This window comes from Rickettsia sp. Tenjiku01, assembly GCF_001653015.1.
GTDB classification, from domain to species: domain Bacteria; phylum Pseudomonadota; class Alphaproteobacteria; order Rickettsiales; family Rickettsiaceae; genus Rickettsia; species Rickettsia rickettsii.
The window spans coordinates 1-14,320 of sequence record NZ_BCMR01000027.1 but is presented as its reverse complement, the minus strand read 5'-3'; the positions used below and the strand labels follow the sequence as shown (position 1 = coordinate 14,320).

Genomic DNA, 14,320 nt, shown 5'->3' with positions numbered 1-14,320 from the left:
ATTCTAGCTTCCTCTACTTCTAATAGTTTATCTTCTAAATCCAAATACTCTAATTTCTTGTCAAGCTCGGCACTTCTGAATAATGGTATAGGTAATTTTCGTTTACTAGTATTCGTGTAACTTATAGATGGCTTAGGTTGCTCTGTCTTATATATTGTTTCTGATGCTAAATTCTCATAACTAACCGACTCATATATAGTAGATAAATTAGATAATGGCTGTGTACCTTTTTTAATAGTACTATCAACCAAATTTAGTCTACCTTGTGATCTATCATTTATTATAATATTTTTATGATCTTCTCGAAATTGTTGAGCTTGCGGAGAGTTATATAGTGACCCTACATTTATAGGTGGGGTTACAGCTAAATTTTTTGGTAAGCTATCCATATTAGCAGTCGGCATAGAATGACTATTTCCCCCATTTGGATTAAATCCAACATCTACATCTGTTTCTATATTATTAAAGTGTTTATCTGCTCTGCTTTTAATAGCATCCAATTTTTTTTCTGCTTTTGCATTATAAGCTTTTATATCTTCCGGTTTTGCTTCTCGGTAATCATTTTCTATTTCCTGTAAAACTAAACTACGTGATTTTCTTTGTGAAGGACTGGTTGTTTGCAGTATTGCGGTTCTCTTTGCATCTAAAAGGCTTATAAGCTGAGTTGCCTTTTTTGTGAATCCACTAACTACACTTAAACTAGACTCCTTATGATTCTCATTTCCCCAAGCGTGGCCAAATTCTCCCTCTTGATCTACTGTTCTTTGCTTTGAGGTTTCTCCATCTCTTTTCCTTTTTCTATTCTCTGCATAATTTGTTTGCAAAATTGCCCCTACTTTTGATACAGCTCTCTTTATTATATTACCTTGTTTTTTCTTACTAGAAACTAAATAGGTACTTTCTTCAGTTAAAGTTTCTTGAGGTGCATAATGTAAATCTAGCCCTAGATCATCCTGCACACCTAAAGTTTTTGTACGCATTTTTTCTGATTGCAGTTGTTGTATCTCCGGAATACTTCCACTTACATTATTTTTCCTCGATGAGTCACTTTTAGCAACCGTTGTATTTTGTGTTGGCGTTATTAAACCAAGAGTTTCTATAGTTAACGTATCAGGTTGTTTTAGATTCTGAACGAACGCATCGCCAGCTAAATCTAAATATTCTAATCCTCTTTTATCAAGCTTTGGACTTGAAGAATATGGTGCAGAATTTTTCCAATTGTTGTCAGATCTTAAGCTTTCATCTGTAGTTGTGGTTTGTAACAATGCTGATTTTTCTTCAAAATTTGATGATATTACACTTTTAGCTGAAGACGAGCGTGATAATACTGGAGTACTGCTTTTTCTTGAATTCTCTTCATACTCTGCATAAGACTGAGATATTTCCACTTGCTCATATACTTTTTGAGTTTCTGGAATTCTAGCTTGCTGAATTTCATATAATTTCTCGAACAAATTTTCATATGCCTTTATACTAGCAAGATGTGCAACCTCACCTAATTTTTGACTAAATTGATCCGCACTAAACTTTCTCATTTCTGTTGCTAAACTATCTATTACACTATCTATTTGAGCTTGATTTGACTGATTTGGCTGTATGCTATTCAAATAATTAATGTATTGTGAAACCTTAGCCTCATAAATATCTTTTGAATGACTTGGAATAGGGTCCTCTATTTCTTGATTCGGCAACCTTACTGTATAAGGTTGCTGCTGAACTTTTATTGGCACTAAGTACCCCTCTGCATCCTCTGGTTGTTCACCTAAAATTCTCTGAACCCCATGACTTAATGGTATAGTTGGCTTTGCTTTTAGCGACTGATTATAAGTAGGACCGGTAGAACTATTATAAACAACAGGAGTTAATAACTTTAGATTTTCCTCTATCTTATTTAATTGTTCAGAATCACCATTCATTTTATCTTGCATGGCTCGTAATGCCGTTCTACTTGTTTCTTTTTTCGCACTAGCAGCTACTTCTTTAGCTTTATCTGATGCCGTTTTTATAGCTTTTTCTTGTTTCTTTATTTCTGATAACTGCTTTTGTGCTTCTTGTTTTTTCTTTTCTCTTTTTGTTCCAGCACTACTTTTTCTTGTATTATCTCTGCTTGATTTATTTTTATTAAATACACCTTGCCGAGCCTCATTAATTCTTGCTTGCTGTGCTTGAAACGCACTAACTTCGGTTGACGCCGTTGTAACTGGAACTGTTTCCTGCGATTTTATCGAAACTTTATTTGCTGGAATATCTATTTTTTCTATTTTCTGAAATAATCTATCTGCTTTATTGTTTTTACTTGTTAACTCTTTTTCAAGTTTCTTTATTTTATCTTTATTTTCACCTATTTTGATTTTTGTTTCTATCTCTTCAGCTCTTGACTTGAGTACTTTTGTTGTTTTTTGTGTTGAAGTTAGCTGCGTATACAACTTCTGCAATCGATCTTTATCTTTTTTATCTGTGGTATCTTTAATAGCCTGTGTTACTTCAGCTAACTTGATTCCTATCATCTCATTAACTCGTGATATATTACTTACCATTCCTGCTACAATTTCAGTACTGCTTTTTTTTATAGGCAACAGAAATGTCGGCTTCGGAGGAACTTCTGGTTTAACCTGTGAGCTAGATTGCACTGCCTGTTGTTGCGGGTCGCTACTGCTAAACAATAATCTTCGTGCTGCCTTTGAGTTTGTGTTTATGTTTGGTGGTGTATTAGCTCCTAAACTATCATTTGGTTTAGAATCTGAAGTAGGCTGATACGGAGTCGCCGGTGTTGATGATGGAGTACCAGGTGCCGTAGTATAAGGTTCAGGTGATGTCAGGGTAGTATTTGGTGTATCAGGTGCAGTGATAAAACTATTTGAAGCTGGGCTAACAGTAGGCGAAGACGCTGTTATTATAATCTCTGGTTTTTGAGGCATTTGTTCTGTCGATTCAAGAGTATAAGTATTTTGACTTTGTTCTGTTTTTTCAATACCTGCAAATGTTTTGCGTCTAGTAATTGGTCGTACTTTTCTTGCTTTCCCAACATCAGACTTACTACGTGCTACCACTTTATAATGTTCCTCTATAGGAACATCTTTTAATGGATTATATGCCTTAGGTTTGTTATATATTTCCATTTCTCTTATTTCAGATGGAGTATATGTGTTTATTTCTGGTTCCGGTACAATTACTGTTCCTATCTGCTGCGGGGTATTTGTCGTATCTTTGTGTCCGTTTAATTGTGACACGTGATTCAACAATTTATTACTGAGATCGATACGAAATGCTTCTTTACTCATCGCCATACCCTCAAAAGGTATTACAACTCCTACTGAAATAGAGGCGAGCAGAGAATATTTTAAAAATCTTGATTTTTTTAGTAAATATTGTTCTGTTAACTTATTCATTACAAATATCTCAATTTAAATTAAAATTTAATATACATAACGTTGGACATTATAATAAATAAGTTAATAAAAAGCAATATATAAGTTAATTTATCTTAACTTATAATTACAAGAGAATTTTGTTCTAATTATTGAAAATATAACAGATATAACGTATAATGTATTTTTTAGCCTTTGATAGAAAAACACTGTGATATTTTAAAATAACTTTGGAAACAGAGTATAATAATTTAAATATTTGGTATTTTGTTAGTTTTATTTACGGTATTATTGTTTATCGCTTGATTTTGAGCTTTCATTTACAACAATTTTTTTCATTTTTTGTGTTTGTTAATATTAACCTTTACTAGAAATTCTAATATATTTTTACAGTTTACTTACTGAATGATTATTGCTTTTATTTTTGGCATATTCATCTCTAAATATCGTGTAACAAATTTACATAGCGAAATACTTTATAAAGCTATCATCACTAACGGTAAAATAGAATCGATAAAACCGACTATTATAGGAGGATAAGTAGTATTAAGTCGCATAAAGATAGAAAAAATTAATCGTAACTTACAAAAAGTTAAAAAATTAGTATACCGAAAAATATATACAAGAAATTAGGGTAAATAACCGAATTACTTTGCTTGCTAAGCTCTATAAGCCGCAAAATAGTATACTACCCGGGGGTTATGATTTTGGTTTTTACGCTTATCTATCGGATATTGGAGCAAACGGCTATGCGATGTCTGAGCCGTAAATTATAGAACGTAATGAAACAAATTTTGATAGTTTTATTTATAGAGTGCGTTCCTATATTTATAATAATTTAATAGAAAAGATAAAGGGAATTTTGCAGCTGCAATATTACTTGGCGAGACAAAAGATTTAAACAGGCAAATAATGCAGGATATGAGGCAAAACGGTATATCACACGTGCTTTGTGTTTCAGGATTGCATCTATCTTTAGATGTGATGATTATTTTCCTTACTACAAGGTTTTTATTAAATCTTTCAAATTATTTGGCATATAATTTCAATATAAAATTAATCTCTGCTTATTGTTCGCTAATAGGAAGCTTTGGTTATTTAGAACTAAGCGGTATGCAAATAGCAGCGACTAGAGCTTTTATTACTGCTGCAATTTTTATTTACGGTATTATATTTATCGGACGCTCTTGCTTTCCCCTTCATTCACTTGCAATTGCGGCTTTTATAATATTATCGTTAAATCCCGAATATATTTTTCATCCAAGTTTCCAATTATCTTTTATTGCCGTATTATCGCTTGTTGCCGGTTATGAATTTTACTTAAAGAATTCATGGTTACTTGGAGAAAAGAAAGGCATTTTTGGAGCAGTAAAATTTTATACAGCCTCAAATATTTATTCAAGCTTCTTAGCAAGCATCATAACGGCACCTGTAGTAATTAATCAATTCTTTATATTTGCTACTTACTCAGTACCAGCTAACCTCATTGTCGTTCTGATAACGTCATTTTTTCTTATGCCGCTTGCTTTGTTATCTCTGCCTTTTACCATGATCGGGTTTGATAACTATATCCTAAAGCTTATGGGATTCTTTATTGATATAATAATAAAATCAGCCGCCTATTTTAATAATTTACCGGCTGCTGTATAGTATTTCGGTTATATTACCAATTTCAGCATATTACTCTTTTTTATTTGGCTTTTTTGACTTTGTATATGGAAAACTGCTTGACGTTTGCTTGGTCTTGCAATCATGGCAATATCTTTTATATTTATGTTCTACTCTCCAAAGCCGGAATTAATATTTGATGCAAATCATATGGCGGTAGGCGTTAAAGATAGAGAAAATAAACTATTAATACATGCTGATAAACTACCTGCTTTCAATAGAACTTACTGGGCTAATTGGTTTGGACAAAAAGATAGTATGGTGTTACCTTTAGAGAATAATATTTTTTAACCAACTACGGACAAAAAATTGTCATTAATAAAGATAATCATTGTGAGAAAGCCGAAATTCATATTAATCTCAATTATAAATCTAAATGCCGCGGGAGCTTAATAACGATTAATAAAGATTTTTAAAAAAAAAGCCCTATTATACTTATCTTTTGCAATAAAAAGGAATGTACGTAAAATCTTAGTACCGGACTGTTTTTGTTCTATGTCATTCCCACTTGGCATTGTTGTGTGGATACTGAGTAGTCATTGCGAGGAAAAACTGTAAGTTTTGACGAAGCAATCCAGTAAAAAATGCTAGTTTTAACATTTTTTTATTATTTTTCTGGATTGCCACGCTCCTTACAGTCGCTTGCAATGACGACTCAGTATCCACACAACAATGCCAAGCGGGAATGACATAAACGAGCCATATAACAAGGTCCAGTTTTTAGCTAGGATGACATCAAAGTCTTTTTAAAAACTATCCGATACTTTAGGTAAAATCGAATAATGCAAGTTACACACAAAATACTAAAAATCCCCTCAAAAGGATATAGAAAAATCTTGAGTCTCTTAAATGAAAAAGGACAAGCAAGACTTATAGGCGGCTGCGTACGTGATGCGTTACTAGATCTCTTGCATAACAAAACTAATAAAGAGGAATTTGAAGGAGACACGGAACGCAGAATCGCAATGTACATAAACGTACGTGAGGATTCGAGTACCGGATCGACGTACAAATTACCTTTAGAAGCAAGTTATCCAAGAGATCGACTTGAGAAAGGTAGCTGCGATATAGATATAGCTACTAATTTGACACCTAGTGAAGTAACAAATATTTTATCTGGAGCTAAAATAAAAACTATTCCGACCGGTTTAAAATTCGGCACGATTACGGCTACTTTAAATAATGAAAAATTTGAGATCACGACTCTTAGGAAAGATATTGAATGTAACGGCAGACATGCCAAAGTAATATTCACCAACGATTTTGCCGAAGATGCCGCAAGACGAGATTTTACTATTAATGCTTTAAGCTATTGTCCCTTTAAGAACGAGATATATGATTATTTTGAAGGGTTTAAGGATTTGCAGCAGGAAAAGGTTGTATTTATAGGGGAAGCTCTAGATAGAATTAAAGAAGATTATTTGCGAATTCTACGCTTTTTTCGGTTTTCTAGCTATTATGCGAATCAGCTTGATGATGGCAACTTTAAAGCATGTAAAGCTTTAAAAGGCGGCTTAAAAACTTTATCACGAGAGCGAATTAAAAGCGAAATGGATAAAATTATTGTTTCAAAAAGAGCAGCACAAATTTTAAAAGCTATGTTTGAAATAGGAATATTAGAGCTAATATTCTCTATCCAAAATTATGAAATAAAATTTTTTGAGCAGGCAAATGATTTTAAATTAGAATTAGTTACTCGATATGCACTCTTATTATATTATCAAAAAGATTTAAATTTAAAGGTCTTTCTAGATTGGAAATTCTCAAAACATGAAGCAATGCAAATATTATCAATAACAAACTTTCTGAATGACGCTAAATTTAACATGAAAAAAATTTGGTTTGAAAAAAAGAATTATAAGGAATATTTATTAGCAGCTAGAATAATCGGTAAATTAAATCATTCACAAGTAAAAGAATTTATTCTTAAATATGATGCGTTATTACGTCCTAAATTCCAAGTAAACGGTAATGATTTGTTAAATATGAATATAGAAAAAAAAAAGATAGGAGCAAAACTAGAATATCTAAAAAATTTTTGGATAGAGCAGGATTTTAAACCTAGTAAATTAGAGTTGTTGGCGAAATTATGAGAGCTAGTACGTCAAACCGTCATTGCGAGGAAAAATTGAAAATTTTGACGAAGCAATCTCGTGCCAAAATCCTGAGATTGCCACGCTCCTTTCAGTCGCTAGCAATGACGATTTGGTATCAACGCAAGCAAGCCTTCACAGAGATGACATACCTAGCATTACTATTCCTTACATTCCTCAGCCTTACTAGCTATGCTAAGCCTAAGATAGTTGTAAGTATTACGCCAATCGGCAGTATTGTTTCGATGCTTGTTAAGGATAAAGCGGATATCGAGAACTTAGCTATTAGTAGTGACTGTCCACATCATTATAATTTAAAACCTAGTGATTTAGTAAAAGTCAAAAATTCTGATATAGCAATTTATATTAATGAACAATTTGACGGTTTTGCAGAGAAATTAATTGATAATCATAGCAAAAACATTATAAAAATCAGTGATATTAAATCTTTAACCACTATAAAAGATAATTGGCATATTTGGCTTGATCTTAATAATGCTGTGATTTTACTACAGGAATTTGCACAAATATTTAGTGAAAATTTTCCTGAGCTACAAGAAGATATTAATAATAACCTTTCAACAGCACTTAAAGAATTAAATAAGCTACAAGAGATTAAAAATAATGAGCTTGCAACGATAAAAGACGTAATTTTATTAAGTGACAGTAGCGAGTATTTTTTTCTTAATACTAATATTAAAACTGCAAAATTATATAGCGAAAGTCAAAAAAGCCTCCGATATATAAGCAAGCTAGAAGATTTAATTAAAGAGTCTAATAACAAATGTCTTGTTTTAAGTAATGAACAAAATTCACGATTATACGATAAATTAAACGCTAAAATAATAATATTAAATAGCGAAAACTGGAATGTGCAGAATATAGGTTCCAACACTTTTCAGAATCAATATTTACAAATGATTTATCAAGTTAAAAAATGCATACAATAAATAGCGAAGAAGAGACAAAGAAGCTTGCAAAGCTTTTAGCACAAAGCTTAAAACCAAATGATATAGTTTTACTTAACGGTGACCTTGGAGCAGGTAAAACATTTTTTTGTCGTGAAATTATTAAATATTTTTGCGGTGAAAATACAAGCATTATAAGTCCTACTTTTAACTTACTGCAAACGTATAAAGCATCTAACTTCACTATATATCACTATGACCTGTATCGTCTTAAATCACCTGAAGAAATTTATGAACTTGGATTTGAAGAGGCATTAAACGGCAATTTAATTTTAATAGAATGGTCTGAAATTATTAAGCATTTACTTACTCCGCCTTTAATCGAAGTAAATCTAGAAGTATTAGATAATAATAAACGTTTATGTAGTATAATAACAAATCATAAAGAAAATTCACAAGAATCTTCCCTTATTGATTTTTTACAAGATTCTCCGCTATTCGATACAAAACTTGATATTTAAAGAGATAAAAGTCCTACTAGAAAAGTTAAGTTATAATTATGAACTATTTAATTTTTCTTTTAAATAATTTATAAACTTCTCCATCATTTCTTTTTCCTATAAGAAAGATATTTAATATCTTATTTAAAAAATCCTTACTCTCTTCCTCTGATAAAAAACCACTTTTACTCGCATTTTTTGCTTGCATTGCCCAATACATATCTTCAAACTGATTAATTTTCTCATATTCTTCATGTGATATAAGAACAACTATGTGAGCTTACCGTATTATTAATATCTAACTAATCAAGTGTCATGTAATAAAAACGCCTTTTCAATAGGAAGTAATTTTAATTCCGGTAACATTGGCATAATTAAATCTATTCCGGCTTTTTCGTTACTATTACCGTGTACCAATATAAAAGAACCATTTTGAACTTTTTCGCCTTTAGCAAGCCATGCATTACTCCCAAGCGGAATAAATCCCAAATCTTTTAGTTTTTCTATTAATGTTTGATCGGAAACTAATCCAGGAAAACGAAAGAAAGGTGACGGAGCAATATTATAACTTACTAATATTTTCCCTGCTTCTAATACTTCATTTTCAAAATCATCTTTATTGGAAAGAAGAAAATTATCTTCAAGAGGTTTATCTTTAAAATAAGGATGACTAAATGAATGATTAACCCATGTTATTTGTAAATAACCGTTTTCTTGTTGTTTTAATAACCATAAGAATTCTTCTGTATGCTTATTAATCCATAATCCTGAAACACATATAGCAATCGGAATAGGTTTATTTAGTTTGATCGATAATTCTACGAGCTTTTTAAAAAAATCTTCTTCAAAGCTTTTGGAAGAAGGACACATGTCAATTGTCAAAAACTGACCTTTTACTTTATACATGCTACTCGTAGCACCGTAATTTTGTTGTATATAAGGTGTAGAGCTATATTTATTTAAAACTTTAATATACGGAGTTTTACTTAATTTTTTTAGAAGATTTTCTTTTTCTATTTTATTCGTAGGTAAAATTACCAGCTCTTGTAGGGTTATTTCAGTTTTAAAAGAATTCGGATCTACTAAAACGAAATATGATTTTTCATTATTTAAATAAGAACGAATAGCAATTCTTATTTTTTTATTTTCAGCAATTACAGGCAAAAATACCGGTTTATAATCAGTTATAATTACTGCTTTTTCACTTGCATAGCTTAAACTAAAAAACAATATTACAAAAATAAAACTTAAAATTCTTTTAATTTATTCGTCTCCATAACGCTCGTATAAAATTCCGCAATTTTCTCTTTTACAGCTAGAGGATCGTTCATTAAATTAACAGCACCTCTAAACTCTGCTGAATTCGGTAAACCGCTACTATACCAGCCAATATGCTTACGTGCAATAGGTACGCCCACAGATTCACCATAATAATCAAGTATTGCCTCATAATGCTCGGTTACGATATCTAGCTGCTCTGCTATAGAGGGAGCAGATTTTTCTTCACCTGTTTTAAGATAATGATCAATTTGTGAAATAAGCCAAGGTTTGCCATATGCTCCTCTACCGACCATAATACCGTCTGCACCGGAGTTTTGTAGGGCTTCTTTTGCCTTAGCAAAATTAGTAATATCACCATTAGCAATAACCGGAATCTTTACCGCTTCTTTAACTGATCGTATAAAATCCCAATCGGCATTACCGGAATAAAACTGGCATCTAGTTCTACCGTGAACGGTAATCATCTGAACACCTGAGCTTTCAGCAATTTTGGCTAAAGTCGGAGCGTTTTTCGTATTATCATCCCAACCCATACGCATTTTAACGGTTACTGGCAGCTTAACCGCTTCAACGGTAGCTTCAAAAATTTTAGCTGCCAGCTGCTCATCCCTCATTAGAGCCGAGCCTGAATAACCGCCTACTACTTTTTTCGCCGGACAGCCAAAATTAAGATCGATAATTTTTGCCCCCATACCCTCATTCATTTTAGCAGCTTCTGCTATCACATTCGGCTCACAGCCTGCTAGCTGTACGCAAGCACTTGTTGCATCATCACGCATAATGGCACTTTTTTTTAGTGACTGCGTAGATTCCACAATCATTGCTCTACTTGCTACCATTTCAGAAACTACAAGCCCTGCACCAAATCTTTTCACTAATCTTCTAAATTCCAAATCCGTAACACCCGACATTGGAGCTAGTATAATATTTGAAGAAAGCTCAATATTACCGATTTTGATCATAAAAACCATTATAAAAATAAACACTCATGATATCATAATTAAGTATTTTTGTCTAATATTACTAATTAAGAATAGACAAAAGCCGATTAATCTATTATAAGCTTAAGTTATATTTCCTTACACCCTAATAAATGAAAGAAACGAAGATCAACTTGGAAAAGAGCAAGGAGTCTATAAGCCGAGGAGCGGAGCGTATACTAATACGTGAGTACCCGAGGAGTTACAAAGACGATGAAGCCAAATTTTCAAGTTCATCGAGTATATACGGCCACGTAGCTCAGTCGGTAGAGCAAAGGACTGAAAATCCTTGTGTCGTTGGTTCAATTCCAACCGTGGCCACCACCATTCCTTACTTTAAATCCCGTCATTTTATATCTTCAATTAAATTTCTATTGCATCTGTAAACTTATTTTTGTAATTTTAATTAACTTTAGGTTAATAAGGATAAATTATGTTTATACGTATAAAAAAATTTTTGGAATACATAAAGAATCAACACCTGAAGAATCAGATGAAATATTATATAATCAACTAATATCTTTACTAGAAAAATTAACGTGTGTAATACACGCAAAAGATGAAGATAAAAAAGAAGTTGAAAAATTAATTGATAAAAAATACTAATTTATTTAATCAATCCGATGAGGATGGTAATAAAGCCTTAATTTTAGCTGCTGATGCAGGTTTAGAAGAAGGTTGTTTAAAACTTATTCCCAAGATGTCTGACTAGACTTAATACGATTGAGAATATACGTGGTCAGCCTGCATTAACAAAGGCTATGTGGCGTGATTTAGATAATGTTTGTATATAGCTTATTCCAAGAATGTTTGAGGAAAATATTAACTCTATTGATAAATTCGGAAGGACATTGTTAATGCCTGCATCCAAAAAAGGCATAATAGCAGTCTCTCTAGAGTTTATTAAGCTGCTGCCACCTGAGATGATTATTTGTGCTGATAATAATGGGAATATGGCTGCAAGGCAGATACGGACAAAGCATTTACTGAAGTAAGGGAATTATTGCAAGAAAAACAACAAAACTTATTAAAAAATTTAGCTTCATTTCTAAATAAAACTTTTTTATAACAATGGTTTAGATAATTTTTTTAAAATTGCATATGCTACAAAATTCTATAAAAAAGTGAAAGTAAATAAGGAACTATTAGCATCTTATTTACAAGAACAAAATAATAATCCTGAGTCTATTATAACAACGATGAATAATTTTATGAAATTATTCCCATTTGCCATTGCAGGAGTATATACAACCGGAAATTCAATCGGATTCTAAACCCCTTTTTTACATTTATCATGCTTACCAAATGAAGCAATATGTTGTATTATCTCCCACTTAGAAAATGAAAAATGGGGGATAGATGTTGAGTTGTCTGGAAAAAGTAGCACTACATAGAATTAATAAAAAGGGACAATTTTGCCTTCATCTTTAATTTTTATGATGCTTATAAATTTTGTTATATAAAAAAGTATTACTTAATATACTGCTTAGTGGAGCAAATCGTCTATACTCTTCTGCTTTCAAAAATTGCTCTTTCATTTTATCAAGGATTCGCATCCTCACCTCTCAAAATAAAATTCAATTCTTGAAAGCATTTGAGTATAATTGTCTCCACCATTTAAATTCTGCTTATTTAATTACTCCCAGTTAATCAGTTTTAGATATAATACAGTGCCAAGAATAATTGAACGAAATAAACCAAGCGATGCTTTTAAAAGTTGTTTATCGATTATAAGTATAATTTTCGGTATGGTAAATTGAATAAATTTCTAATTAATTTGTAGTAAGAATATTATGTGTAAAGTTTTTTAACTAAAATAAATTCTATTATTAATTCCCTATTTATACCATTTGGATAAATTTCACGTAATAAGTCTTTGTCTTTAATAAAAAAATCTAGATATGGCTCAATAATAGCTATTTCTACTGTTTTAGTGTTCATAACGGCTTAGTTCTCATTAGTTAAACTTAAATGATTCAAGTTTGATCACCAAGAAGCTAAGTTAAAGCCCGATTGGTGATCAGGGAGTTAGAAACACCGTCAACAAGAACAGCTGAGTAGTTTTTAGGCTTAAAGTTAATACTCTAAGCCCTGAACATGACTACTACCTCCCCGACCGTAAAATATCGAGGAATAAACCAATTTAACGGTGATTTTACCGCCTGTTGATGGAGGTTTCTATACTCCAGAACAACCTTTTAGCTGTTCCAAGATGATTCTAAGCAAAACTTTAAACAAGTCAATATGATTATTGATTTCAAAAATTGGTATTGCTCGCATGACTCGTTTTATGTCATTCCCGCTTTCGCGGAAATGACATCGAATGGGTTTTTCGAGCCATGCAACAAAGCTTACAGTCGTTTGCAATGACGATATCAATCTTTATTTTGCAATACCTTTTATGCTATCTGTAAAACAAGATTAAAGCGAATAGCGGGTTATCCACTCGCGTTGTTATAATACAAGGCTATCATTAGAATCGTTTACTCCTAGTCCTGCAAGCATTATATTCTCTATTCTCGTCACATAGTCATAAGTTGCAGAATAACCCGAATTTATTAATACTTCTTTTTGTTCAGCTGTGATATCAAAACTTAAAGCTGATATATTATGATCATCAATAGAGTTTTATAATTTTTATTATCTGTTTGAGGGAGGCTTCGTGCTACAGTTTTATCATCAAACACCTCAACCAGGTAATTATTCGTAACTCCACCATCCACATATGTTGAAACTACTCCTTGAACAGTTTTTTGTACGGGCTGAAAATATATAGGAAAAGCCCCTGAAGCGTATACGAATTTTACGACTTTCTCATCAGGAGCATTTTCATAAGATAGAATTTCCGGAAATTGAGTACTGAGATTAGTACACACTACGTATAAATCTATATTTGTTTTTTGACTGTCATGTAGCTGTTTAAAAGTAATATCGGGGTCAAATCCCTTGCCTTTTAATATTGCCTTAAAAATTCTTCTAGATATTTCTCAGAATTTAACCCTCCGTAGAATACAAGATTATACACTTGGTCCTATTTACTAGTATGATCTGAAAATTTATTAAAATCAATTTTCTTAAGTATATCCTCAATTTCTTCCAGTTGATATCCTAGTGCTATGGAGAAAGCAGCTATTGCACCACCGGAAGCTCCAACCACTTTCTGGATATTTTTTTAAACAATCTTTGTCTTTTAATGCCTTTAGGGCCCCTGCATACGCGATGACTTTCACTCCACCACTTGCAAAGGCTAAGTTGTCTATTTCTAACATTTTCACAATACCTTGATTTAGTTAAAATAATTTAGGCTTTATTAAAAGACATTAGATTATTAATATTTTTGTAAAAATTGATAAGATTTGTACTAAAATAGCTACAATATATTAATTTAATTCTTCTTAATAAAACGTAAATTAATATTTGTGACTTTTTATCTATTTTTTTCCTAGATCTTACAATCAAGTAGACGTTGTTGCGTGGATCGGTTTTTCCATCATTGCGAGGAATTTGCATAGCAATTGACGA

15 protein-coding genes, 1 tRNA gene and 1 pseudogene are annotated in these 14,320 nt (G+C 31.9%); 9 read left to right on the top strand and 8 right to left on the bottom strand.

Annotated features, from left to right (window positions below):
- Window positions 1–3,389 (bottom strand): annotated as a pseudogene (locus TENJIKU01_RS06390) (autotransporter outer membrane beta-barrel domain-containing protein); the annotation flags it as partial.
- A gap of 384 nt (window positions 3,390–3,773) precedes the next feature.
- Here TENJIKU01_RS06390 and TENJIKU01_RS10315 point away from each other — a divergent pair.
- The 6 genes from TENJIKU01_RS10315 (at window position 3,774) to tsaE (ending at window position 8,558) form a co-directional block, all read left to right on the top strand.
- Window positions 3,774–3,908, top strand: coding sequence for a hypothetical protein (locus tag TENJIKU01_RS10315; protein WP_255374229.1), 135 nt, complete (start codon window positions 3,774–3,776; stop codon window positions 3,906–3,908).
- A gap of 381 nt (window positions 3,909–4,289) precedes the next feature.
- Complete coding sequence (locus tag TENJIKU01_RS06380) at window positions 4,290–5,018, top strand: ComEC/Rec2 family competence protein (protein WP_064429631.1); 729 nt, start codon at window positions 4,290–4,292, stop codon at window positions 5,016–5,018.
- A gap of 102 nt (window positions 5,019–5,120) precedes the next feature.
- Complete coding sequence (locus TENJIKU01_RS06375) at window positions 5,121–5,327, top strand: hypothetical protein (protein ID WP_064429629.1); 207 nt, start codon at window positions 5,121–5,123, stop codon at window positions 5,325–5,327.
- A 491-nt stretch (window positions 5,328–5,818) separates the two neighbouring features.
- Window positions 5,819–7,129, top strand: coding sequence for a palindromic element RPE1 domain-containing protein (locus TENJIKU01_RS06370; protein WP_064429628.1), 1,311 nt, complete (start codon window positions 5,819–5,821; stop codon window positions 7,127–7,129).
- Complete coding sequence (locus tag TENJIKU01_RS06365; RefSeq protein ID WP_064429627.1) at window positions 7,126–8,079, top strand: metal ABC transporter solute-binding protein, Zn/Mn family; 954 nt, start codon at window positions 7,126–7,128, stop codon at window positions 8,077–8,079. The genes TENJIKU01_RS06370 and TENJIKU01_RS06365 overlap by 4 nt, the downstream gene beginning before the upstream one ends.
- The gene (tsaE, locus tag TENJIKU01_RS06360; protein ID WP_064429626.1) at window positions 8,067–8,558 is read left to right on the top strand and encodes a tRNA (adenosine(37)-N6)-threonylcarbamoyltransferase complex ATPase subunit type 1 TsaE; all 492 of its coding nucleotides are present in this window, start codon (window positions 8,067–8,069) and stop codon (window positions 8,556–8,558) included. The genes TENJIKU01_RS06365 and tsaE overlap by 13 nt, the downstream gene beginning before the upstream one ends.
- Before the next feature lie 43 nt (window positions 8,559–8,601).
- On the opposite strand, the gene TENJIKU01_RS09050 is transcribed toward tsaE, so the two are convergent.
- From TENJIKU01_RS09050 to dusB, 3 genes are all read right to left on the bottom strand, one after another.
- Window positions 8,602–8,745 (bottom strand): hypothetical protein, encoded by a 144-nt coding sequence (locus TENJIKU01_RS09050; RefSeq protein ID WP_172795061.1) that lies wholly within the window; start codon window positions 8,743–8,745, stop codon window positions 8,602–8,604.
- Between the two features lie 98 nt (window positions 8,746–8,843).
- Entirely contained in the window at window positions 8,844–9,800 is a 957-nt protein-coding gene (locus TENJIKU01_RS06355; protein WP_153019893.1) for a polysaccharide deacetylase family protein, read from the bottom strand.
- A complete protein-coding gene (gene dusB / locus TENJIKU01_RS06350) occupies window positions 9,785–10,780 on the bottom strand; it encodes a tRNA dihydrouridine synthase DusB (RefSeq protein WP_064429630.1) in 996 nt (331 codons plus the stop codon). The genes TENJIKU01_RS06355 and dusB overlap by 16 nt, the downstream gene beginning before the upstream one ends.
- A 266-nt stretch (window positions 10,781–11,046) precedes the next feature.
- Here dusB and TENJIKU01_RS06345 point away from each other — a divergent pair.
- The 3 genes from TENJIKU01_RS06345 (at window position 11,047) to TENJIKU01_RS10000 (ending at window position 11,793) form a co-directional block, all read left to right on the top strand.
- Window positions 11,047–11,122, top strand: a tRNA-Phe gene (locus tag TENJIKU01_RS06345).
- 265 nt (window positions 11,123–11,387) lie between these two features.
- Window positions 11,388–11,510, top strand: coding sequence for a hypothetical protein (locus TENJIKU01_RS10310; protein ID WP_255374228.1), 123 nt, complete (start codon window positions 11,388–11,390; stop codon window positions 11,508–11,510).
- A gap of 145 nt (window positions 11,511–11,655) precedes the next feature.
- Complete coding sequence (locus TENJIKU01_RS10000) at window positions 11,656–11,793, top strand: hypothetical protein (protein ID WP_227780093.1); 138 nt, start codon at window positions 11,656–11,658, stop codon at window positions 11,791–11,793.
- A gap of 796 nt (window positions 11,794–12,589) precedes the next feature.
- Here the strand turns inward: TENJIKU01_RS10000 and TENJIKU01_RS09045 are convergent.
- From TENJIKU01_RS09045 to TENJIKU01_RS09995, 4 genes are all read right to left on the bottom strand, one after another.
- Entirely contained in the window at window positions 12,590–12,739 is a 150-nt protein-coding gene (locus TENJIKU01_RS09045) for a hypothetical protein (protein WP_172795062.1), read from the bottom strand.
- 653 nt (window positions 12,740–13,392) lie between these two features.
- Window positions 13,393–13,728: a patatin-like phospholipase family protein gene (locus tag TENJIKU01_RS06330; protein ID WP_255374230.1), complete on the bottom strand. Its 336-nt coding sequence runs from the start codon at window positions 13,726–13,728 to the stop codon at window positions 13,393–13,395.
- A gap of 101 nt (window positions 13,729–13,829) precedes the next feature.
- Window positions 13,830–13,955 (bottom strand): hypothetical protein, encoded by a 126-nt coding sequence (locus TENJIKU01_RS10305; RefSeq protein ID WP_255374227.1) that lies wholly within the window; start codon window positions 13,953–13,955, stop codon window positions 13,830–13,832.
- 143 nt (window positions 13,956–14,098) lie between these two features.
- Window positions 14,099–14,320 (bottom strand): hypothetical protein (locus TENJIKU01_RS09995; RefSeq protein ID WP_227780091.1); only part of this gene is annotated, 222 nt, incomplete at its 5' end.